Here is a 22,402-nt window from a genome sequence, read left to right on the forward strand (position 1 = left end):
GAAAAAAATGAAATTTGAATATAAAAAACAAAAAAACGTCGTTCGGACGTACATTGGATTTATCTGCAGTGTTTTGAAGTATAGTATCGCGCTATAAAAGACGTATTTTAAAACTCGTATCTTCTTTTATGTATCTTTTTTTGTTTGTAAATTCGCCCAAACATAGACAGATCGATTGACGGCTCCTCGTGCAATATCGATATTATTTTGCTTGATCGCATCTACGATTTGCGAATGGACGGAATAAGACTGTTCGCCTTTTTGTTGGTTGCGATGCGTATTCCAAATTGTCGGAGCATAAATTTCCAACACAAACTCATATACCTTTTGGAGTAAATGATTGCAGCTGGCCTGACCTAACAAATGGTGAAATTCCAAATCATTTTTTACAAAAGCACCGATATCCGCACTCTTTTCGATCAATCGTTTCAATTGTTCAAGATTTTTATAAAGTTTTTCGCGTTCAGAAGCATTTTTATCATAATTTTTTATGATAACTTCGATTATGGTAATCTCAATTGCATCTCGAAACTCGGTCAATTCATAGAGATCGGGTCCGTATAACAGAAAATCAAATAACAGCGGATTGACCGATGATCCTTTTGAATAGTGCGCGATATATGTACCGTCACCGGGCTTGATTTCGACAACACCATAGGCGGAGAGCACTTTCATGGCTTCACGGACGGAACCTCTGCTTACCCCGAGCCCTTCGGAAATCTGCGCTTCGCTCGGAATTTTTTGTCCGGGCAGCAATTTTTTTTCCATCAAAAGTTTTTTAATTTCATCAATTACAATATCGACCGTTGACCTTCTCTTTTGCGTTTTAAACAATGATTCCATGCCCGAACTCCTGATTGCTGTCTAAACCGACAGTGTACAACGGAGACAGACGCGAATCCATGAATTCTTCTACAAATACCGTATGTTTTGTACATAGTAAAAACATCAGATGTCTTACAGCGCCGTATCCGTACCATGATTATATACAAGCAATTTTTTCTTGTCCAGTTACTCAATTTGTAAAAAACCATAAAACACAAAGCCCGCTTCAATCATCCCGCCCCGCTTCCGTATAGTCGCATTCAAAAAGACGTATTTACGGGTTTAAAGCCCTTGGGGCGTCGGATCCCGACGTAAAAATTTATTCGTGCTGTGGGTTTAATACCCCGACGCTTGCGTCGTAACAAAGGGTATTAAAGCCGACTGCAACCACCTTATGAGAACAACATACCCTGACGCTTGCGTCGGGGTTGTTGATTCGGTCGCATAATACGTATCGATCGCATCGCATGCAAACTGTGATGCGACCGCCCGTTTACGTTTCAAATTCGCTTGGATTTTTTCGTAAAATTGTGTTATGCTTATCGGTATGAAGCGTACAATGAGGATAGTGACGCTCGGCGTTCTCGTTGCGGTTTTTTTTGCCGCCTCGTGTTCGGACAATCAACTGCTTATCGTCTCCGATTCGGGCGAAACGCTCCGAGCGAAAACCGCAGCAAAAGATGCGGATACGTTGTGGACGCGCGAAATCGAAAAAGAACGCTTGGTGCAAACGATCGCTGCAAGCGAAGCGGTTTCGCCTTCGATAAAACTCAGCCCTGAAACGATGATCGCCTCTCTCGCCGCATCGGAAGCGGTGTATCCGTACATACAAGATTTTGCAAGCCTCGACACATCCCTCATGTCGCCCGACCTGCAAAAGGCGCTCGACGCTTTTGTCGCAGCCCTTTCCCGCAACGAGAGTGCGGACGCATCGTTCGCTTCTGAAAATTTATTTTCATACGTTTTTTTTCTGTCCGATTTGAAAAGCGGATGGAAAGCGCATTTCGGTTTTGACTTTCCCGACGCGAAAACACCGCTTTTTACTTCATCGCTGTGCGGCGCGCCTTTTATCGACGAAGCGGGGGCGGAAGTTCCCGTGCGTTTCGGTTTTTCGGGCGGCTTTATCGATGTGTTGCTGTATTTTGAAAAAGACGGAGAGACCTATACGATTAACAATATCGAAATACGGAAATGGGAGCGGGTCAATGGAAAATAATAATTTAACCGGTATAGAACGACAGCTCGTACTCCAATACCTGATCGACGGAAACGTTCCGGTCACCGTAACGCCGACGGAAAAGAATAACGGGGCGGAAGATGCGATACAGCCGCTTTCATCGGCCGTGTTTCCCGTCGCGCTCAAAGCCGAACAGATCGCTTCGGGCGGCAACGGTATAATTTTATTAAAAAATCCGCCTCAGTCGGTGATAGGGTTTGCAGGCAAACACGTTCGCGTCGAATTTTATTTCAACCGTGTCGGTCTTTTTTTTATCACGGAAATGCGATCGGTAAAATCGGGACTTGCCTTTGTCGTCCCCGAAGCGATTTGCCGTATCAAAGATGCGGAAGCGAAACACGATTACGATTTTTCCGCGACGGTTTACTATTCATGCAGCAACAAGGCGACCGTCAATTTCGACTGCGTGCCGTGCAAGGGCTACGAGCTTTTTGCACGCCCCGTCTGGGCTTCGATTGCGCTTGAAAATCAAAAGACGGCAAAAGCTTATCTCGAACGATTTGTCACCGAAGCGAAAAAAGAAAAAAACGCAGGTAACGGGTTGCAGCTCATTCCGATATGCCGCTACCTCACGGAACGGCAGACGAAAATCGAATCGTTTTCGGGAAGCGTAAAACCGCTCGATATTTTGTACGTCGATCACGAGCGGATCGTTTTCGGCAGTGTCGATGAAAATTTTCAGCTTTCACACGGTGCCGAATATGCGCTCAAACTGTCCTTTTCGCTGCGGGAAGGCCCCGTCGCAAGCCGCGATGCCTTTGCGACCTGTACGCCGGCAAAGGTATACCGCGCGGATGAAGGGGGGCGTACGTGTGCGGATTGCGTCTACACGTCGCTGCAGGAAGAAGACCGCAGATTTATATACGAAAAAGCGACGAAAAATTTATGCGCGTGACGAGCATCAGGCTTTGTTTTCACCGTTCTTTTCCACTTCGCTTTCCTCTTCGTATGCCGTAAATTCGAGCCGCGTGTCCTGCGGTTTATTGCCGAGTAAAATCGCGACGGGATGCAACAGCGGTATGTTTTCGCAGATGATTTTTATGATGACGGTGAGCGGAACTGCGAGGATCATGCCGACAAAGCCCCACATCCAGCCCCACAGCGAGAGCATGACGAGGATGACGAAGGGCGAAATGCCGAGGTTGTGCCCTTCGATGCGCGGTTCGATAAAATTGCCGAGCACTATATTGACTGTCGTCGTTCCCGCGACGATAAAAACGATCGGAGCCGGATGCGGAAAAAACTGCAGAAGCGCAAATACGGAGGTTGATCCGACCGAAACGATCGAACCGAAAGTCGGAATGAAATTCAGCACAAAGGCGAAAAATCCCCACACGACTGCAAAGTCGAGGCCGACGATTTTTGCCGACGCATAGATGAGCACTCCCGTCGCAAGCGAGATAAAAAATTTTATCGAAACGAAGCGCACGACTTGGATCATAATTCGCTTAACGATTTCGAATAGGCGATTTTTCATCCGTCCTTCAAACGCTTCTTTGAGCTTTTCGCCGGTCACGTGCATTTCGACGAGCAAAAAGATAAACATCAATACGATGACGAGGATGTTGCGAACGACGGACACCATATTGGCCGAAAGGGAAAACAGCATACGGCGTATCATAATGCCGATATTGAACTGTTCGCCGAGCGCGCTCTGCAGATTGTAAAAAAAACTTTTATCCGCATCGAAACCCAAATTGAATCTGTTTGCAAAAAATTTATAGATCGAAAGAAATTTCGATTCGTATTTCGAATATTCGGAAAGGATCGTACGAAGGCTTGCGAATACGAGAGTACCGAGAACCGCGATGGCGACGACAAATAAAATTGTTACGATGACAACATTGAATATCCATGGCAAGTGAATTTTATTCATGCCGCGGACGATCGGCAAGAGCACGAATGAAAACATAATCGCGATGATGACGGGGATGACGACGCTCGCCGTTATTTTCAAAACGGCAAAAAGCAAAATCGTCGCGATGAAGATCAATAAATACGCGATCTGCCGTGAAATTTGTTCTCTGCCGGTCATCGCTTAAGCTCCGCGCTTTGCGTTTATCGAATCGAAGCCGCATATCGGACGCAATACTTCGGGAACGGTAACGGAGCCGTCTTCGTTTTGATAATTTTCGATGATCGCGAGCATCGCGCGGCCGGCCGCGATCGCCGTTCCGTTCAGCATGTGGACGTATTTGTTTTTGCCGTCGTCGTCTTTATATTTGATGTTGAGCCTTCTTGCCTGATAGTCGGTGCAGTTCGACGTCGACGTTACTTCTCCGTAGTCGCCTGCGGGATGCGCTTCGTCCGCTCGGCCGGGCATCCACGCTTCCAAATCCCATTTGCGGTATGCGGGCGCTCCCAAATCTCCGGTACACGTATCGACGACGCGAAAGGGAATACCGAGCCCGATAAAGATTTCTTCTTCGATCAGGCGGAGCTTTTCGTGGATTGCGTCCGATTTTTCAGGCAGGCAGTACACAAACATTTCGACTTTATCGAATTGGTGAACGCGGTACAAGCCTTTGCTGAAATGTCCCGCCGCTCCCGCTTCGCGTCTGAAACAGTGCGAAAGCCCGCAGTAAAAAAGCGGCAGCTTCGATTTGTCGAGTATTTCGCCGGAATGATATCCGCCGAGCGTGATTTCCGCCGTCGCGACGAGGCATGTGCCTTCGTCTTCGATGCAGTAGACGTTCGATTCGTTGCCGCGCGGATTGAAGCCGATGCCTTGAAGCACTTCCTGCTTTGCGATATCGGGCGTTACGAAAGGCGTAAAACCGTGCTTCCGTAAAATGCCGAGTGCGTACATGATGAGCGCCTGTTCGAGAAAGACCGCTTCGTTTTTTAGGTAATAGAATTTGGGGCCGGAAACCTTCGTTCCGCGCTCGAAGTCGATGATATCGAGCGCTTCTCCGAGCGCTACGTGATCTTTGGGCGGGAACGAAAAAACGCGCGGCGTGCCGACTTTTTTTACTTCGAGGTTTTCCGTATCGACTTTACCGATCGGGGCTTGCGGGTGCGCCATATTCGGAATTTTCCGCGCCGCTTCTTCGAGCTTCGCTTCCGTTTCCGTCAATGTTTTTTCCGCATCCGCGATAGCATCTTTCATCTCTTTCCCTTTTTCGATAAACTCCCGGCGCTTTGCCTCTTCGAGCTTTCCTTTCATCAACGCGGCGTTTTCATTGCGCTTCTGCTGTAACTGCTGCAGACGCGTGACAAGAGATGTCCGCTCGTCGTAAAGGCGCACGACTTCATCGGCGTCGGCCGTCATATTGCGGTTTTCGATATTTTGTTTTACCGCTTCGAGATTGTCTTTGATAAATTTATAATCAAGCATATATATCCCTTATTAATAATGGTTGTCTAAAAATTTCGATTTTTAACGGTTTCCCTTGATTTTACTGCGCGTTATTGCAAAGCGTACGTGATCGTGACGGTCGAACTCACTTCGATTTTTCCGGACGACAGCGTTGATGCGGCTCCGCTGCTCATTGCCGCCGGTGCGTAGTTCATCATATTGATGCCGCGCGCATCGCTTTCTTCGATGATCGTAATCGCTTCTCCGATTTTGCAGCCGGTAGCTCCGGCCAAAAGGGATGCCGTCTCCTGCGCTTGCTGTACGGCGAGCGTCCGTGCCTGCCTCACAAGAGAGGTATCGTCGGAAACGGTAAACGTGAGGGACGTCAGTTCGTTCGCTCCTGCAGAAATCGCCGTGTCGATAACGTCGCTTGCAAGGGCAGTGTTATACACGACGATTTTCATTTCATTTCGCACTTGGTAGCGTCCGATCGACTGCCTCCCGCCGTCCCATGATTCCTTTCGATGTATGCTGTAGTTCGTCGTTGTAATATCGTTTGCGTTAACTCCCGATGCGACAAGCGCACCGCGTACGCGCGTCATGATTTCGGCATTCCTATCCGCAGCGGTTTTTGCGACCCACTCCTGCGTTACGACCGAAACGACGACGGAGGCTTTATCGGGCTCAGCTTCCACGACGCCGCGGCCGGTCACGGTAATCGTCCGCGAAGATCCTTCCGCTCTTTTTACGAGCGAACACGACAACGATGAAAACAGCACGATAGCCGCTATGGAAATTTTAATAAACCGTTTCATATATTCCTCCGTTCGATACATCAACAATCACCGCTTTCGATTTTTATTAAATCAAAATCCGTCCGTTGTTTCCGTTTATCGGATATCGACGTACATGCGTTTCAGATAAATGCTGCGCTTGCGTGCGGACTGCCACTGTTTGCTCTCCGGCCACTTTTGCAAAAGCTCGTCGTACGCTTCGAGCGCGCCTTTGATATTTTGCTGCGCGGATTTTGCTTCGAGCGTTTGTCCCTTGAGATAGAGTCCTTCGTCGATACGGCTTGTCGCACGCGCAAAAAACAGATCGAGGAGAGCGAGAGCTCTCGCGTAGTTTTTTTCATCGTATGCGCTTTTCGCTTTTTCAAGCAAATCCGATTCGCCGAGCGCATAATCGCCCGCGCTGAGAGCGGCTGCCGAAACGGCTCCCGTTTGTTCTCTTGCGCTTTGAAAAGACACGGCATTGTTTTCGTCCGCCGAATCGCTTATACCGCCGGCTCCGCTTTCGGAATCTGCCGTTCGTCCGGAAATCGAAACGCCGTCTGTTTCCGCTCCCGAAAAATCTTCCGTGCCGTTTTTTGCAGTTTCGGAAGGAGCGGCTTCCGCGTTCTCTCCTCGCGCGTCGCCGGCCGAAGAGGCGGGACGGGGCGGAACGATGTCTGCATACGAAGGAGCTGTGATGCGTTCGGCCGCGCTTCCGGTTTTATCTTCGACGATCGCTTCGAGCCAGTCGTCGATAGCGTTTCCGGTGAGAATATCGTTTTTGTAAAAATGCAATATCGCTTTTCCTTCATTTTTTGCACGGAGCGTAAAAATCGTGTCGGCATCTCCGAACCTTTTGCCGAAAAACGAAAACAGTTTCGTACCGTCCGTCTCTCCGAGATAGATCCATCCTCCTCCGGGATAGACGACATCGAGGTATTGGTTTTTTGCGATATGCACCGATCGCGACGGAAGTATTTTCGTGCCGATTTCGTCCGTGTCGACGAGCGGATCCGCTTGCCGTTTGCGGGCATCTTCCGCCGAGCGTGAAGTTTCGTCTGAAGCGTTCGTCGTTTTTGTGTCTTTTTGCTTTGCATCCGTACCGGCTCGTTTCGCGTTTACATTCGTTTGCGCCGAGCTTGTGCCTGCCTGCGCAGCATCGTTTACAGCTTTCGTCGTCGGGTCTTTTTTGCCTTTCGGTGCGGCGTCTTTTTGAGCCCGACTTGGAGACGCTTTGTTTCGCGCGGTAGAACCCGCGCCTGCGTTTTCCGAAAATCCTTCCCGTACGACAGGTTCGTCTATGGAGGAGCTTCCGCGCATTGCTTCTTCGCTTTTTTCGGGAAGATCGCTTCGAACGCGTTCGGAAAAATTTTCCGTATTCGAAGCCGCATCTTCGCTGTCGCCCGACTTTTCATCCGGCGGCAAAGCGTCGTTGTTTTCGTGCGGCGATGCAGTGTTTGCGTTTTCCGCCGGATTTTCGTTTTCCGCCGATTTCGAAACTCCGTCAGGCTTTTCCGATTGACGGGAAGCCTCTTCGCTTTCGGTTTGCATAGGGGGATCTCCCGCTCGTCCGCTTTTCGGAAGAGACGCGCAGGATATCGATACGAAAAAAATCGACAGACAGGCGATCGCCGAGAGAGAGACTTGTATCAGCCTCCATACAAAAGTTCGTTTTATTGGTTTTTTCACGGAGCAGCCCCCAATATATCCGAAACGATTTTATCGTTTGCGCGGCGCAGATCTTCCATCTCTTTGCCCTCAGGCGGCGTAAACCACCGATCCGTATCGGCATCGCTCCACGCATCTTTCGCTTCGCGCGAAGCGATATAATCTTTTTGCTCCTGCGGGCCGTCGGGCGCAAGGAGCTCCTGTGTCGGCGTAAACGTCCGTTCGGCGACGGGTGCTCGGCGCTTCTTTTTCGATTTTTGTGCGATAAAAACTGCGAACGCGATGCACGTCATCAAAATAAGCGTACCCGAAATAAAAGCGACGTATTTTTTCCTTCCGGAAAAGAGAGCTTTGATACCGTCGAAAAAATCACTTTTCCCGATCATCGCTTTTTTTCTCCGCAGCTTTCGCTTTTTGCGCCGCTTCTTTTTCGAGGCGTTTTTCTTCTTTCACTGCGCGTTCGCGGTCGGGATCGGTTATCGTTCCGTCGGGATTGTGAATGCGCTTTGCGGGTCTCGGCGGAACGGTCGCCTCTTCGGGCGGCACGTCCTCTTCGATAAAGTCCTCTCCGTTTTCAGGAATAACGGCGCCGAGCTTTATGTCTTTGTCGAGGCGGAGCGAAAGTATTTTCGAAACGCCGGATTCTTCCATCGTGATGCCGAGCATCGTCGTAGCTCCCATAACCGTTTTTTTGTTATGCGTGATGACGATGTATTGACTTACGTTTGCAAAAGAGCGCAGCGTCGTCACAAAACTTGAAACGTTTTTATCGTCGAGCGCCGCATCGATTTCGTCGAGAAGACAAAACGGAGAAGGGCGCACTTGGTAAGTCGCAAACAAAAGCGCGACGGCCGTCATCGTTTTTTCTCCGCCCGAAAGAAGGGCGATGTTTTCGAGCTTTTTTCCCGGTGGCTGCGCGTAGATGTCGATGCCGCTCGTGAGCACGTTTTCCGGATCGATGAGACGAAGCTCGGCTCTTCCGCCGTTAAAAAGGCGGCGGAACATATTGTGAAAATTCTTTTTGATTTTATTGTACGTGTCGAGAAACATTTCGGACGATTTCGATTTGATTTCTCCCGAAACGCGCTGCAGATTTTCGAGGCTCTTTTTCGTATCTTCGCAGTTCGTCTGCTGCCGCTCGTAGCGTTCTTTTTCTTCGGCGAATTCTTCGACAGCCATCAAGTTCACCTGTCCGAGCGCTTTCAGCCGTTCTTTCGCGTCGGAAAGTTTTTCCCGAATTTCCGAAGCGGGTTTTGTAATTTTATACATGCGCTCTTCGAATTCCATAAGATCGCGCGAATGCGTATCCTGAAAATTCTGTTTGACGTTTTTGATTTCCGTATCGGAGGAAACGAGCAAAAGCGAAACGCGCTCGTACTGCGCCTGCAGCTTATTTTGTTCTTCCTGCTTTTGACGAAGCGCGTTCTGCTTTCCCGACACGCTCGTATTGCACGCAGCGATCGCATCGTCGAGTTTTTTCAGCTCGTCCGCGAGAGAGAGACCGCGCTTTTCTATTTCCGAAAGCTCTTCTTCGGCGCCGGATATTTCCGCATTCAAATTTTCGGTACGCTTGTTTTCCGAAGCGATCTCTCCGTCGGTATCGGAAAGCGTTTTTTGCTGGCTTATCAAAGTGCGGCGGAGCATCGATACCTGCTCTTCGGCCGCCGTAATCTGTTCGTGCATCTGCGCTTCATTTACTTTGAGCTTTCCGAGCGTTTCTTTATATTCGTCGATTTTTTTCGAAAGGTTTTCGTTTTCCGCATGCAGTTCGGCTATGCGTTCGTTGATCTGCGCTACGCGGGAACGGTTGTCGGAAATCTTCTGATCGATGGCGCGCTTTTTCGTCATGATTCCTTCCGGCGCGAGGAATTCGGTGATAAAGGCGGGAGAGGCTTTCATATAATCGTCGAGCGCTTTTTCAAGTTCGGCGACAAGCTTTCCCGTTTCGGAAAACGCGTCGGCTGCTTCCTTCACCGTTTTGACGCATTCGTCGGCGGAATGCGAAGGAGAGGCTGCAAAATCGGCAAAGATGTTTTTGCGTCCCGCCGTAAAAATTTTCAAGCGTGCGATGACGTTGTCGAGCGTTTCTTTGGCGTTTTTCATCGCATTTTCGGAAAAGCCCGCGTCTTTTAATTTTGCGTCGAGCTTCGTGACGATGTCTTCGGTGATCGCCGTCAAATCTTTTTGCAAAAGCGTACGCGCTTCACGCAGCGCTTCGATTTGCATCTGCGATTCGGAGACGAGGGTATCGTTTCCGTCGATGCGGCTTCCCGCGTCGGAAATATGTTTGCCGAATGATGCAATATTTTTTTTGATATCGTCGAGCTGCTTTGTCTTTTCGTACAGCTGCGCGTTTTTTTCGTCGATTTCATCGTTCAGCGCATCGATCTGAGCTCCGATCGCTTTTTTATGCGCTTCGAGCTGTTCGAGTTTTTCTTTCGATTCGGAAAGGCGCACGTTGAACTGCTGTATCAGATCCTGTTTGCCGCTTTTTTCTTTTTGAATGCCGATTAAATCCGCCTGCTTTGCATACACTTCTTCCTGCATGGCTTTTACTTTGTCCATGTTTTCGGAAAGCGTGTTGCTGATCGCTTCGATTTCGTTTCGGATATCGCCTCGTTTTTTTTCGACTTGTTTGAGATGCTCTTCGTTTTGCGCTTTCGTCTGCACGAAGTTTTTTAATTTTAATAATGTTAAATCGAGTTCATCGTTGAATATTTCGTCTTTGACCGCGCGGTATTTGATCGTTTTTTCGGACTGCACTTTGAGCGTATCGTATCGCCGCTTGACTTCCGAAAGCGCGATTTCGATTTGCTGGAGATTGTTTCGCGTACGCTCGAGTTCCCGTTCGGCTTCCGCGCATTCGGCTTTGCTCCGGCTTATGCCTGCCGCTTCTTCAAAGAGATAGCGCCTGTCTTCGGGTTTCGACGAAAGCACTTGATCGATCTTTCCCTGTTCCATGACGGAATAGGCCGCTTTGCCGATGCCCGTATCCATAAAGAGCGAACGTATTTCTCTCGGTCCCGCCTGTCGGTTATTGATAAAGTATTCGTTTTCGCCTGAACGGTAGAGCCGCCGCTTGATCGCGATTTCGGAGGCTTCGAACGGGATAAGCCCGTTTTCGTTCATGATCGTGAGCGTCACTTCGGCAACGTTGAGAGGCGGACGGCGTTCGGTGCCGTTGAAAATGATGTCTTCCATCTTGTCGGCACGCAGATTTTTCGAGCGGTTTTCGGCTAAAACCCATTTTATCGAATCGACGACGTTGCTTTTGCCGCAACCGTTCGGGCCGAGCAGAGCCGTGATGCCGTCCGAAAAATCGATATGTGTTCTGTCGGCGAAGGATTTGAAGCCGAATATGTCGAGACTTTTAAGAAACACCTGTCCCCTCTCAAAGTGAAAGCTGTTTTTATATTATACACGATATGGCAGCCTCAATCAACTATTCGGAAACGGTATCGAGCGCGGTTATTCCGATATTTACAACCTATTGACGGCAGGATTACTACCGAGAGTGCAGCCGATTTTTTACGTTATACGAACAAAGTTTCTCATGCGTAATCCCTGTCGGCGATACCGAAAAATCTCGACATCCGCTTAGATAATCGCTATAGTTTCGGTATGATCATCGCGGAAATAGGAACGGCTCACGAAGGCTCGCTTGCAAAAGCGAAAAAGCTCATCGACGCGGCTTTTTTTGCAGGAGCCGATGCCGTAAAATTTCAATGGGTGTATGCGGATGAAATCCTGCACCCCGATACGGGAACGGTCGATTTGCCGGGCGGAAAAGTAAAGCTCTACGATCGGTTTAAAGCGCTCGAAGTGCCGAGCGATTTTTTTAAATCGGCGATGGCGTATGCGCATAAAAAAAATCTCCTCTTTGTCTGCTCGCCTTTCGGTCTCAAAAGCCTCCGCGAACTGCTTGCACTTAAACCAGACGCCGTAAAAATCGCATCCCCCGAATTGAATCACATCCCGCTTTTGAGAGCTTTGTCGGATTTCCGTACGGTGCAAAAAGCGCTCGGAGATACCGTCGTCCCCGTCATCCTTTCAAGCGGCGTTTCAAAGCTCGCCGACATCGAACGCTCTCTCGACATCGTCGGAAAAGAAAACGTCACGCTGCTACACTGCATCACAAGTTACCCCGCTCCCGAAACCGAATACAATGTACGCCTCGTTTCCACGCTGCACGATATGTTCGGCGTACCCTGCGGCATCAGCGATCACTCGCTCGATCCCGTCCTCGTTCCCGTCCTCGCCGCCTCATGCGGAAGCGTTATAACCGAAAAGCACATTACGCTGAGCAAAAAGACTGACGGACTCGACGACCCCGTCGCACTTGAAGGCGAACAGTTCGCCCTGATGGTACGTGCACTCCACCAGTGTGAAGCGGCAAAACGACGCTACGGCGAAAAACGCGGAGCGGCGCGCATACTCAAAGAGATGCGCGAACAATACGGCAGAAAAAAAGTACGTGAAGTTCTCGGCACGGGAATCAAAACGCTTGCGCCGTCGGAAATCGAAAACTACGGAAGGACAAACCGCTCGCTCCATTTTATGCACGCGATGAAAGCCGGCAGCGTCGTCGAAGAAAACGATATCGCAGTCCTCCGTACCGAAAAAACGCTCACGCCCGGCATTTCGCCGGAATACTTTGAAACGATTGTAAACGCGCGCCTTTCACGGGACGTCCGCGCTGGAGCAGGCGTCGATTGGGAAGACATCGTGCACCGCCGGTGAGCGAGGAAATAAGCGCCGTACAACGATAGTTTTTGAAAAACACCGGAAAATCCGCAAAGCAATTTTTTATTACGGAACGGATATCTTTAAATTTTCGCTATCGGCTTTTTCCGTTTCCGCCCATTCGGGATGAATTGTATACCACGGCTTGAATTCCGAGAGTTCATCTCGTGTCAGCTTGGGACAATCGGAAAAATCTTTATTCGTGCGGAGGGTTTAATACCCTGTTGCTCTACGCTGTAACTAAGGGTATTAAACCCCGACTGCAACCACCTTATGAGAACAACATACCCCGATGCTCTGCGTCGGGGTTGTTGATTTTTAAAATCTTCCATTTCTTTTTTTCTCTTTTCCGACAAAGGAGGCAATTTTTTTATCTCATCTAAAGTCATAGTTACACTGTCACGGGCTTTGTTATCCGTTTCTTCCGTGCAAGGGAGATGCGCTGCCGCGCATCGATCGACGAGAACTGTCACGGATTTTGCTATCCGTTTCTTCCGTGACAGTTCTTATACTTCTTCCCGGAGCCGCAGGGACAGGGATCGTTTCGGCCGATTTTCGGCATCGTGCGGCGGACGGTCACCGATTGCCCCTGCGTGTGCTTTTGCATCGCACCACCTGCGGCGGCCCTGCGAGCGGCATCTCCGCTCATCTGCATGGAAGCTTCCCGTTGCGCTTCGCCCGACGCGCCTCCTGCAAAAGACGCGGCTTCGGAATGCTGCGCGCTCATATCGCGAGAGCTCATCCTCCTCCGCGCTTCTGCTGCAGCCGGCGAAAGCTGGATGCGCACTTTGAACACGCGCGACATAACGGTCGTCCGGATCGAATCCATCATTTCGTCGAAAATATTAAAACCGTCGATCTTATATTCGGTAAGCGGATTTTTGCTGCCGTAGGAGCGCAAGTGCACCGCGTCGCGCAGGCTTTCGAGCTCTTCGAGCTGATCGAGCCATTTTTTGTCGATCGTCTGCACGTACTGGTAGCGGATAAACATGTTGAGATTTTCTTTGCCGGCAAGCGTTTCCTTTTCCGTCAAATCGTTTTGCAGCATCGATTCGAGCGTTTCACGCGAAAGCTGTTCGGACGCCAATTGAATACCGAACATATTTCTGATGCGATCGTTGAGCTCCGCCAAAGCGGCGTCCTTTTGCTTTTTCGTGTGCAGTTCGTATTCGTCGAAAATATCGTTTACGGCGTCTTTTGCATTGTTCATAACGCGCACGGAAAGGTTTTCGTCGGCGAGAATGCTGTCTCGCTGTTTGTAGACGACGCCGCGCTGTTCGTTTAAAACATCGTCGTAGTCGAGCAGGTTTTTGCGGATTTCAAAGTTTCTGTCTTCGACTTTTTCCTGCGCTTTTTTAATGCCGCGGTTCAGCCACGGGTGATCGATCGGCTCTCCGGGCTTCATGCCGATCCTGCTCATCATCACTTTCATGCGCTCGCCGCCGAACAATCGCATGAGATCGTCGTCCATCGAAATAAAGAATTTGCTGCGACCGGGATCACCCTGACGTCCGGAACGGCCGCGCAGCTGATTGTCGATACGCCGGCTTTCGTGACGTTCGGAGCCGATGACGTACAATCCGCCCGAAGCTTTTACGTCTTCGTAATCTTTTTTCCACTGCTCTTTTTCGATTTTGTAAGCGGCATCGTATTGTTCGGGCGTTGCATTCGTTCCGGCTCTTTTTTGTGCGCGGAATTCGGGATTGCCTCCGAGTTTGATATCGGTACCGCGTCCGGCCATATTCGTTGCGATCGTCACCGCGCCTTTTGCACCCGCTTCGGCTATGATGAGCGCTTCCCGCGCGTGATTTTTTGCGTTCAACACTTCGTGGCGGACTCCTTTGCGCGTGAGCATCGCCGAAAGGTGTTCCGATTTTTCTACGGAAATGGTACCTACGAGTACGGGCTGTCCCTTTGCGTGAGCCGCGGCGATTTCGTCGCAGATCGCCGTCCACTTGTCGCTTTCGTTGAGGTAGACTTCGTCGTTTTCGTCTTTTCGGATAACCGGCTTATTCGTCGGGATGGAAACGACATTGAGTTTGTAAATTTTATTAAATTCGACCGCTTCCGTTGCCGCCGTTCCGGTCATGCCGGAAAGCTTGTCGTACATGCGGAAAAAATTCTGAAAGGTGATCGTCGCAAGCGTTCGATTCCGCTGTGCGATGCGCAAATGCTCTTTCGCTTCGATCGCCTGATGCAGCCCGTCGCCGTAACGCCTGCCTTCGAGGATACGGCCGGTAAATTCGTCGACGATCTGCACTTGTCCGTCTTTGACAAGGTAATCGACGTCGTTTTTGTACAAAGTGTGAGCCCTCACCGCCTGCGTAAAATAGTGCACGTATTCGAAATTGTTTTCATCGAAGACGGTTCCCGTTATCAAATTGTGCTGATGGAGAATTGCATCGATGTGGTTCATACCCGCGTCGGTAAACGACACGCGCTTCGATTTTTCATCGAGCGTATAATCGCCTTTGATATTTTTCCGCTGTTCGGGATCCATGTTCACTTCGTCGGGATAAAGCCCCGTCACGGGATCCTTTTCCACTTCGACAAGCTGCCCGACATATTTATCGACTTCGTGATACTTGTACGTGTCGTCTTCACCCTGCCCGCTGATGATAAGAGGCGTACGCGCTTCGTCGATCAAAATCGAGTCGATTTCGTCGACGATACAAAAGCTGAATCCGCGCTGTACTTTTTGCGAAAGCTCTATCTGCATATTGTCGCGGAGATAATCGAAACCGAGTTCGTTGTTCGTCCCGTAGGTGATGTCGCAGTCGTACGCCGCTTTCCGAGCCGCGTTGTCCATATCCGAAAGGATCGTACCGACGGTCTGCCCCATGTATGCGTAAACCGGCCGCATCCATTCGGCATCGCGCCCGGCAAGATAGTCGTTTACCGTGACGATGTGCACGCCCTTTCCCGAAAGGCTGTTCAAATATGCGGCAGCGACGCACATAAGCGTTTTGCCTTCGCCCGTTTTCATCTCCGAAATGCGTCCCGAATGCAGCACGAGCGCGCCCATAATCTGCACGTCGTAGGGACGTTCGCCCAATACGCGGAACGACGCTTCGCGCGCGAGCGCAAAAGCTTCGGGAAGTATGTCGTCGAGCGTTTCGCCTTTTGCGAGACGCTCTTTAAAAATCGCGGTCTGTTTCGGAAAATCTTCCGCCGAAAGGGATTTTGCCCAGCTCTCTTTTTCGTTTACCTTTGCGAGGATCGGAGCGAGCGCTTTGACGTCGCGTTCGTTTTGGGAGCCGAAGAAAAACGTAAGAATCTTATCAATAAACATACCTATAAATATACGATATTTTGCAGTGCATTGACAAGACGAAAATCAATGTTTATGCTGAACGCATGATGAAAAAAATCACCGCGTGTATGATTCTTTTTTCCGTCTGCTTTTTTTCCTGCAAAAACTCGCCGTCGGTCGAATCGGTAAAAGAAGACGAACTCTTTTCGCTTTCATACGGGCGTTTCGAAGACCAGCTCAATATGTTCGATTTGTCCGATATCGGAAACGTGCACACAACCATGACAATGCGCGACGGTTTTTTTTACATCGCAAACGGAGAAGCCGAAAAGATCATGGAGCTCAATTCGTACGGCGACCTTTTGACGCTGTACTACAACGAACCGGAAGGAGAATCGGAAACTCGATCGATGCAAAACACGGCGAGCAAACGAAAATCGATCGCCTACCCCTTCACCGATCCGGGGGCTATCGCCGTCGATTCGAGAAAACGCATGTATGTCGTCAGCACTATGCCGAAAGAGCGGCAGGAAGAAAACGAAGACGGAACGCTTTTGTACAGCCAAATCATCCTGCGCTTTGCAAGCGACGGTACGTCCGAAGATTATATCGGACAACAGGGCATCGGCGGTACGCCCTTTCCGTTTATTAAAAATATCTATACGACATCGAGCGACGAACTTGTCGTCGTCTGCATTACGACGGAAGGAAGAGTCGTCTATTGGTTTTCCGAAGCCGGCTTTCTCATGTATCAGATTCCGATTTTAATAAAAGACGCGCCGAAAACGGACGATGCGAAAGCGGGGGCAAACGGTATTTCCGTTTTGCAAGACGTCATACCCGACTGTACGTCGAGGAGGCTCTTTGTCAAAGTCGATTACTATGAGCCGCGCATCGACGAAGATTCCAAAACCGAAGCGGGCATCGATTTTATAAAAAGCTGCATATTTCCGCTCGCCGTGGAAACCGGCAAATACGGCAGTCCGATTGTCATTCCGCCCTACGAAGAGACGGTTTCGGCCGATTACAGCAAACTCGTGTTCCGTCTGCCCTACGATTTTCTCGGCGTGTCGAACAGCGGATGGCTCTTTTTTATCATTTCGACGGATACGGGATTCGGCATCGAAATGGTGCAGCTTTCGGGACAAAAGGTCATCAAGCGCCACTTCGACGTACCGCACGACGATATCCTCTACTACGTGCTTTCTCTGTCCGACAGCGGTATCATCTCTGCGCTCTTTATCGAAAAAGAAAAAGCACGTGTCGTATGGTGGCGGACGGATTCGCTTTCGGCCGCGATCGTAAAATCGTAAAAGCGCAGCGCCGAACGCGTAAAGTTCAAAAAAGGATCGGACGATGGATTTCAGTTTTATGGATGAAGGACACGAAGACGGAAAAGAAGCGCTGCATTATTACTTCAATCACGAAGAGCGCATAAAGAAAGCGCCGAAAATCGTACGGGATTATTACAGCGGAGAAGGAATTCAAAGCCCGAAAGGGATTTTAAAATCGCTTGTCGCGACGAAAGCCAACCGCTTCGGTCTTTTCGCCGTCGCGATTTTTTGTGCGTTTATCTACGTCTATTCGCTTGTAAGCGAAAAACCCTACCGCAAAACCGTCGGAGGAGCCGAAGCGACGCTTGCGGCTTTTTCGTACGCGGATGAAATCTACGCAAGCCTCACCGTCCGTCCCGGAAACGATACGGAAAAAGCGATGAGAAGCGGCACTCTTGCCGTACGCTTTTCTTCGATCGACGTACAAAAGGCGACCGTCGGCGAGTCCGAAGATTCGCAAAACTATACGGGCAAAGAACTTTCGGTGCGGACAAAGTTTCCCGATTATGATATAGTAGCGGTGCGGGCGGAAGTACGGTTCCGAGGAGAAACGAAAACGCTCGTCGCGCGCGTCGTGCGCGAATAAAACGCCGAAGGATATGTTATGCTGCAGTTTTATTTTTTATCGATTTTATTAAATCTCGTTACGGGGATCATCCTTGTCTACGGCAAAAATCTCATCTCAGGCAAAAGTCCCGAAAGCAAAGCGCGCGGCATACTCGGTGAAAATGCGTTTTTCGACGATAAAACCTTCCGCCTCGTGCTCGGCATTTTGACCGTCTTCGTCGGCATTATGAAACTGCTTTCGGTCGTGCGCACCGACATACCCGTCGTCGGCGATTTGATTCCTGCGGCAGCGGGACTGTTCGGAGGCTTTTGCCTCCTCGTCGAATTCTACAAAACGAATTCCGCATCCGAACTCACACTTCCTCATTGGATCGATTTTTGTTTTGTTGAAAAGCGGAACTACGTCGGCTATGCGTGCATCGCGGCCGCCGTCCTCCACTTCAGTTTTCCCGACGTGCTTTTGTTTTAGGTACATCGATGCGCGCTCTACGTGCGGCTCTGCTTTTTGCAGCCCTCGCCTCTTTTGTTTCGTGTACGAAAAAATCCTCGGAAGCGATTCGACTCGACACATCCGAGCCGCTCGCGCTTGCGCCGGACATCAGCTGGGCTGTCGTGCTCGATCCCTACGCCGCATACCGCCTGACATCATCGTGGAATGCGGCCGCCGCAGGCTATTGTCGGAAGGGCGACATTTTACAGGTAACGGGAAAAGCCGCCCTAAAAGAAAGCGGCGTGTGGTACAAATTCCAAGACGGCTGGCTTCCCGAATCCGCCGTCACGATCTACTCAAACCGCTACCGCGCCGAAAGCGCTGCCGAAAAGCTGAAATAAACGCAGGGGCTGTCGAAAAGCAAGCGACTTTTACGACAGCCCCTTAAAAAGATTTTTAGCCGTGCGTGCGTTTTACAACGAGGAGCTTCGCTCCGACGTTTCAAGCGAGCACACACGTCAATCTTGCGATGTTTGCCTTTCGGCAGACTCGCTATATAAACGTATTTCAGTCGCCGCGCTTTACTAAGCGAAGCCCTGTGTATACAAGCGGTTCCCAGACATTCGGACTGGGCGAACGCATGGCGATACGGCAGGATTTCGTATTAAAAAACCAGTCGCCGCCGCGCATGGAACGATTATCCCTGTCATCGACAGGCTTTTCCGCTCCCGTAGGATCGGTAAGACCGTCCGGCGGAGTTGTATTTTCATAAACGTCCCAGCATACTTCGCCGACGTTTCCGCTCATATCGTATAAGCCGTAGCCGTTCGGTTTTTTCTTTTTCACTTCGTGTGTTCTTTCTCCCGAATCTCCTCCGGTTTTGTCGTTATACCATGCGTAATATTTGAGCGCCGTCATTTTATTCGTACCCGCCCATGCGATATTGCCTTTTCCTCCCTTGGCGGCCCATTCCCATTCCGCTTCGGTCGGGAGACGGAAGCCGTTTTTACTCATATCCACTTCGACTCCCAGCCAGCGTTCATCCTTATCAGTAGGAATTTTGCTCACGTCGAAAGTTTCAAACTTGATAGGTTGGTCGCCGTTGTCTTTGTCCTTTACCGTATAACAGGGCTGAAGACCGAGTTTGATGCTCAGCTTATTGCAAAAAGCGATCATCTGGAAAAAACTTACATTTTCGACGGGGCGCTTTTCCTGCTCTTCCCCTAATGCGACCTTCGTATTAACCAGATACTCACCATCCATGCCCGGAAGCTGTTTGTTTCCGCTATTGTCGAAAAAGCTCGGATTGCTTCCCATAACTTCCTTCCACAGCTCCTGCGTCACTTCGGTTTCTCCTATGGAATAAGCCGAAAGATTTGCGGTATAGGGCATATTGTCCGAAAAATCCATAAAGCCGGTTACATCTTTGTATCCCAACTGTGCGCCTTTTACGGCGGGGATCTGCCTCATGTCAAACTCTACGCTTCCGACCGTATAGGTTTTGCTCGGAAGATCGGTAATGTCGTCGTCTTTTGAATATTCGCCTTCATAAGGTCTCCCTTTCACTACAGGCAAAAAATCCGCAATGCCTGCCATCGGGATGATATTCGGTTCGCAGGTAAAAGGAATGTTTGTCGTATCGAATAAAAGTCGTACGTGCTTCGAAAGCTCGTTATTTTTCATCTCTTTTTCTTCGCCTTCGCTGTAACAGTTCACGAGCCATTTTCCGTTGCCGACATCTTTGTACGAAATGAGGGGATAAGAAAAGCTCATAAACGTACTGTTCAAATCGATTTTGTCGGCTTGAACGACAAGGCACATATCGGCATTTATAGAACCGACAAAGAGATGACCCCAGTACGAACCGTAGAGATCTTCCTTGGTCAGATCGTCGCTTGACGGTGCATTGTTGCAGCTTAAAAACACCGTTCCCGCAGCCGCCAACAGCGCACAAATACACAAAGTATATAACTTTTTCATAAAACCTCCGTAAATTTTTTTTATTAGTTAGCATAAACTAATATTAATTATCTAATGCTAACTCAAAAGCGGAGGTTTGTCAACCTTTTTTATCAAATTTTTTATTTTTTATTTAAAATGAGTTTTACCGCTTCGCTCACCGTAATGCCCGCAGACGTCTCCCTCGTCGAAAGATTTTTGAGCTCGAACGTGCCGTCTTTTTCGTAAGTTTTTCCGACAAAGATTCCCCACGGGATTTTTTTCGCATCGGTGAGCGCGTACTGTTGAGCGATTTTTTTCGCATCGGGAAACACTTCGACGGCAAGACCTTGCGCACGCAAAGATGCGGCTGCTTTTTGATAGAGGAGCGCATCCTTTGCATCGAGGCAGAAAATTTCCGCGTCGACATAGCTTGCGCGGCTTGAAGCGATGCCGAGTTCGGACATAGCCGCAATGAGGCGGTCGAGTCCTATCGAAGTTCCTACTCCGGGGAGCTTTTCTTTCATATACAAGCCTGCAAGGTTATCGTAGCGGCCGCCCGAACACACGGAGCCGATCTCGGGCAAATCATTTAAAAACGTTTCGTAGACGACGCCCGTATAATAATCCAGTCCGCGCGTAATGCTCGGATCGAGCGTATAATTTTTTTCGATACCGGCCGCTTCGAGCATTTCGTATATGTCGCGCATGCGCTCGCTGTCGCTATCTTTTCCGCCCGCCATCGCTTCGATTTTTTTTAATGTCGCACTGAAGTCCCCCGCCCCCTCGGTGTAGGAAAGGATTTCCGCCGCCCGATCTTTGCTTCCGGTAATTTCCGAAAGCTCTTTTTCAGTTTCGTCCCGGCCGATTTTTGCAAGCTTGTCGACCGTGCGCAAAATATCGTCGCTTTTTTCATTTACGCCGAGCTTTGTCAAAAAGCGGTTGAAAATGCCGCGATGATTGACGCGCACGGTGATCCCCGAAAATCCTATCGCGGCAAAGGCTTTTTGTATGACAAGCAGTATTTCGAAATCGCTTGCCGCGCTGTCACTCCCGACCGTATCGACGTCGCACTGAACGAATTCGCGGTAGCGGCCCGCCTGCGGTTTTTCGCCGCGCCACACTTTTGCGATGTGATAACGCTTAAACGGAAAATACAGTTCGCTTTTGTGTTCCGCCGTAAAGCGCGCAAACGGAACGGTTAAATCGAAACGCATCGCGACATCGCGCCCGCCGTTATCTTCAAAGCGGAACACTTGTTTTTCCGTTTCGCCGTTACTTTTGCGAAGCAGTATTTCGGTATATTCGAGCACCGGCGTGTCGATCGGCACGAATCCGAACGATCGGTACACCGCAGTTATTTTTTCAATTAAATCCGCGCGCGCGATTTCCGAAGCGGGCAAAAAATCGCGGAAACCTTTGAGCACGCGCGGTTGAATGATCGATTCCATAGCGCTATACTAACTGAAACGGGGGAAAATTACAATGATGCTCTGTTTCGACATCGGAAACACGAACTGCAAAACCGCGCTCTTCGACGGAGAAAAACTCGTTCACGTGTGGCGGATCAGCTCCGACGTAAAACGCACCGGCGACGAATATTTTTCGACGATACGGACGCTTATCCGCGACGCTTCCGTCTCCCTTTCCGACATCGACTCGGCCGTCATAAGTTCCGTCGTACCGAATTTAACCGGCCCCTTCGTAAACGTCACGCAGCACATCATCGGCAAAAAGCCGCTCATCATCGGACCCGATATGTACGCCTCGCTCCCCGTAAAAATTCCTGAAAGCGCCGTCCACGAAATCGGAACGGATCTTTTGTGCGATGCGCTCGAAGCGTGGGAGCGCAACAAGTGCGCGTGCATCGTTTCGGATTTCGGCACCGCCCTCTCTTTCGTCGTCGTCGACGCAAACGCAAATATCGCCGGGGTTGCGATAGCACCGGGCATCGGCACCGCGTTCAAATCGCTTTTTACGAATACCGCGCAGCTTCCGTCGGTACCCCTCGAAATTCCTGCGACGAGTCTCGGCACGAATACGACGGTCGCGATTCAGTCGGGCATTATGCTCGGCTACAAAAGTCTTGCCGAAGGACTCATCGAGAGGATGAAGTGCGATTTGGAAAAATCGACGGGTATCAGACAGTCCGATATAAAAACGATCGCAACGGGCGGCCTCAACAGCATGATAAAACCGATCACCGACGTCTTCGACGAAGCGGACAAAGAGCTTACGCTCTTAGGCATCCGCCGCGCCGCATTGTACGCGGGTCTCTGACGTAAAACCGGGCAGCATAAATTAATAACGCGCCGATAAGTCATTACAATGCAAAG

18 protein-coding genes are annotated in these 22,402 nt (G+C 49.8%); 8 read left to right on the forward strand and 10 right to left on the reverse strand.

What is annotated here, in order from left to right:
• Positions 1-126 precede the first annotated feature (126 nt).
• On the reverse strand, positions 127-843 hold the full coding sequence (locus IZU26_RS05500) for a FadR/GntR family transcriptional regulator (RefSeq protein WP_433277393.1): 717 nt from the start codon (positions 841-843) through the stop codon (positions 127-129).
• Positions 844-1,372: 529 nt separating this feature from the next.
• On the opposite strand from IZU26_RS05500, the gene IZU26_RS05505 reads away from it, so the two are divergent.
• Together IZU26_RS05505 and IZU26_RS05510 are read left to right on the forward strand one after the other, a co-directional pair.
• Positions 1,373-2,041 (forward strand): hypothetical protein, encoded by a 669-nt coding sequence (locus tag IZU26_RS05505; protein WP_156002200.1) that lies wholly within the window; start codon positions 1,373-1,375, stop codon positions 2,039-2,041.
• On the forward strand, positions 2,031-2,957 hold the full coding sequence (locus tag IZU26_RS05510) for a hypothetical protein (protein WP_021331477.1): 927 nt from the start codon (positions 2,031-2,033) through the stop codon (positions 2,955-2,957). The genes IZU26_RS05505 and IZU26_RS05510 overlap by 11 nt, the downstream gene beginning before the upstream one ends.
• A 6-nt stretch (positions 2,958-2,963) precedes the next feature.
• Here IZU26_RS05510 and IZU26_RS05515 read toward each other — a convergent pair whose 3' ends face one another.
• From IZU26_RS05515 to IZU26_RS05540, 6 genes are all read right to left on the reverse strand, one after another.
• Positions 2,964-4,097 (reverse strand): AI-2E family transporter, encoded by a 1,134-nt coding sequence (locus tag IZU26_RS05515; protein WP_433277395.1) that lies wholly within the window; start codon positions 4,095-4,097, stop codon positions 2,964-2,966.
• A 3-nt stretch (positions 4,098-4,100) separates the two neighbouring features.
• Positions 4,101-5,399, reverse strand: coding sequence for a serine--tRNA ligase (serS, locus tag IZU26_RS05520; RefSeq protein WP_433277397.1), 1,299 nt, complete (start codon positions 5,397-5,399; stop codon positions 4,101-4,103).
• 71 nt (positions 5,400-5,470) lie between these two features.
• Positions 5,471-6,175: an SIMPL domain-containing protein gene (locus tag IZU26_RS05525; protein ID WP_310824697.1), complete on the reverse strand. Its 705-nt coding sequence runs from the start codon at positions 6,173-6,175 to the stop codon at positions 5,471-5,473.
• Between the two features lie 75 nt (positions 6,176-6,250).
• Positions 6,251-7,684: a hypothetical protein gene (locus tag IZU26_RS05530; RefSeq protein WP_433277399.1), complete on the reverse strand. Its 1,434-nt coding sequence runs from the start codon at positions 7,682-7,684 to the stop codon at positions 6,251-6,253.
• Between the two features lie 134 nt (positions 7,685-7,818).
• On the reverse strand, positions 7,819-8,187 hold the full coding sequence (locus IZU26_RS05535) for a hypothetical protein (protein ID WP_310824700.1): 369 nt from the start codon (positions 8,185-8,187) through the stop codon (positions 7,819-7,821).
• Complete coding sequence (locus tag IZU26_RS05540; RefSeq protein ID WP_433277401.1) at positions 8,171-11,182, reverse strand: chromosome segregation SMC family protein; 3,012 nt, start codon at positions 11,180-11,182, stop codon at positions 8,171-8,173. Before IZU26_RS05540 ends, IZU26_RS05535 begins: the two co-directional genes overlap by 17 nt.
• A gap of 240 nt (positions 11,183-11,422) precedes the next feature.
• Between IZU26_RS05540 and IZU26_RS05545 the strand changes: the two genes are divergently transcribed.
• The gene (locus tag IZU26_RS05545) at positions 11,423-12,541 is read left to right on the forward strand and encodes an N-acetylneuraminate synthase family protein (protein ID WP_433277403.1); all 1,119 of its coding nucleotides are present in this window, start codon (positions 11,423-11,425) and stop codon (positions 12,539-12,541) included.
• 484 nt (positions 12,542-13,025) lie between these two features.
• On the opposite strand, the gene secA is transcribed toward IZU26_RS05545, so the two are convergent.
• Positions 13,026-15,836, reverse strand: a complete 2,811-nt coding sequence (gene secA, locus IZU26_RS05550; RefSeq protein ID WP_433277405.1) for a preprotein translocase subunit SecA — start codon at positions 15,834-15,836, stop codon at positions 13,026-13,028.
• Positions 15,837-15,901: 65 nt separating this feature from the next.
• On the opposite strand from secA, the gene IZU26_RS05555 reads away from it, so the two are divergent.
• From IZU26_RS05555 to IZU26_RS05570, 4 genes are read left to right on the forward strand one after another with little or no spacing between them, the layout of a single operon-like run.
• Complete coding sequence (locus tag IZU26_RS05555; RefSeq protein ID WP_310824708.1) at positions 15,902-17,110, forward strand: LIC_12708 family protein; 1,209 nt, start codon at positions 15,902-15,904, stop codon at positions 17,108-17,110.
• Positions 17,111-17,153: 43 nt separating this feature from the next.
• Positions 17,154-17,717, forward strand: coding sequence for a hypothetical protein (locus IZU26_RS05560; RefSeq protein ID WP_433277407.1), 564 nt, complete (start codon positions 17,154-17,156; stop codon positions 17,715-17,717).
• A gap of 18 nt (positions 17,718-17,735) precedes the next feature.
• Positions 17,736-18,167: a hypothetical protein gene (locus IZU26_RS05565; RefSeq protein ID WP_021331440.1), complete on the forward strand. Its 432-nt coding sequence runs from the start codon at positions 17,736-17,738 to the stop codon at positions 18,165-18,167.
• 8 nt (positions 18,168-18,175) lie between these two features.
• Positions 18,176-18,529, forward strand: coding sequence for a hypothetical protein (locus IZU26_RS05570; RefSeq protein ID WP_021331451.1), 354 nt, complete (start codon positions 18,176-18,178; stop codon positions 18,527-18,529).
• A gap of 166 nt (positions 18,530-18,695) precedes the next feature.
• On the opposite strand, the gene IZU26_RS05575 is transcribed toward IZU26_RS05570, so the two are convergent.
• The gene (locus IZU26_RS05575) at positions 18,696-20,108 is read right to left on the reverse strand and encodes a formylglycine-generating enzyme family protein (protein ID WP_433277409.1); all 1,413 of its coding nucleotides are present in this window, start codon (positions 20,106-20,108) and stop codon (positions 18,696-18,698) included.
• A 101-nt stretch (positions 20,109-20,209) separates the two neighbouring features.
• A complete protein-coding gene (gene hisS / locus IZU26_RS05580; protein ID WP_433277411.1) occupies positions 20,210-21,517 on the reverse strand; it encodes a histidine--tRNA ligase in 1,308 nt (435 codons plus the stop codon).
• Between the two features lie 34 nt (positions 21,518-21,551).
• Between hisS and IZU26_RS05585 the strand changes: the two genes are divergently transcribed.
• Entirely contained in the window at positions 21,552-22,346 is a 795-nt protein-coding gene (locus tag IZU26_RS05585) for a type III pantothenate kinase (RefSeq protein WP_433277412.1), read from the forward strand.
• Positions 22,347-22,402: the final 56 nt, after the last annotated feature.

The sequence above is a fragment of the Treponema sp. SP13 genome (genome assembly GCF_050938355.1).
GTDB classification, from domain to species: Bacteria; Spirochaetota; Spirochaetia; order Treponematales; family Treponemataceae; genus Treponema_D; species Treponema_D socranskii.

What these genes read in the sequence shown, in the direction of transcription:
- IZU26_RS05500 (WP_433277393.1), bottom strand. Translation starts at nt 843, where the DNA reads ATGGAATCATTGTTTAAAACGCAAAAGAGAAGGTCAACGGTCGATATT.
- IZU26_RS05505 (WP_156002200.1), top strand. Translation starts at nt 1,373, where the DNA reads ATGAAGCGTACAATGAGGATAGTGACGCTCGGCGTTCTCGTTGCGGTT.
- IZU26_RS05510 (WP_021331477.1), top strand. Translation starts at nt 2,031, where the DNA reads ATGGAAAATAATAATTTAACCGGTATAGAACGACAGCTCGTACTCCAA.
- IZU26_RS05515 (WP_433277395.1), bottom strand. Translation starts at nt 4,097, where the DNA reads ATGACCGGCAGAGAACAAATTTCACGGCAGATCGCGTATTTATTGATC.
- serS (WP_433277397.1), bottom strand. Translation starts at nt 5,399, where the DNA reads ATGCTTGATTATAAATTTATCAAAGACAATCTCGAAGCGGTAAAACAA.
- IZU26_RS05525 (WP_310824697.1), bottom strand. Translation starts at nt 6,175, where the DNA reads ATGAAACGGTTTATTAAAATTTCCATAGCGGCTATCGTGCTGTTTTCA.
- IZU26_RS05530 (WP_433277399.1), bottom strand. Translation starts at nt 7,684, where the DNA reads ATGCAAACCGAAAGCGAAGAGGCTTCCCGTCAATCGGAAAAGCCTGAC.
- IZU26_RS05535 (WP_310824700.1), bottom strand. Translation starts at nt 8,187, where the DNA reads ATGATCGGGAAAAGTGATTTTTTCGACGGTATCAAAGCTCTCTTTTCC.
- IZU26_RS05545 (WP_433277403.1), top strand. Translation starts at nt 11,423, where the DNA reads ATGATCATCGCGGAAATAGGAACGGCTCACGAAGGCTCGCTTGCAAAA.
- secA (WP_433277405.1), bottom strand. Translation starts at nt 15,836, where the DNA reads ATGTTTATTGATAAGATTCTTACGTTTTTCTTCGGCTCCCAAAACGAA.
- IZU26_RS05555 (WP_310824708.1), top strand. Translation starts at nt 15,902, where the DNA reads ATGATGAAAAAAATCACCGCGTGTATGATTCTTTTTTCCGTCTGCTTT.
- IZU26_RS05560 (WP_433277407.1), top strand. Translation starts at nt 17,154, where the DNA reads ATGGATTTCAGTTTTATGGATGAAGGACACGAAGACGGAAAAGAAGCG.
- IZU26_RS05565 (WP_021331440.1), top strand. Translation starts at nt 17,736, where the DNA reads ATGCTGCAGTTTTATTTTTTATCGATTTTATTAAATCTCGTTACGGGG.
- IZU26_RS05570 (WP_021331451.1), top strand. Translation starts at nt 18,176, where the DNA reads ATGCGCGCTCTACGTGCGGCTCTGCTTTTTGCAGCCCTCGCCTCTTTT.
- IZU26_RS05575 (WP_433277409.1), bottom strand. Translation starts at nt 20,108, where the DNA reads ATGAAAAAGTTATATACTTTGTGTATTTGTGCGCTGTTGGCGGCTGCG.
- hisS (WP_433277411.1), bottom strand. Translation starts at nt 21,517, where the DNA reads ATGGAATCGATCATTCAACCGCGCGTGCTCAAAGGTTTCCGCGATTTT.
- IZU26_RS05585 (WP_433277412.1), top strand. Translation starts at nt 21,552, where the DNA reads ATGATGCTCTGTTTCGACATCGGAAACACGAACTGCAAAACCGCGCTC.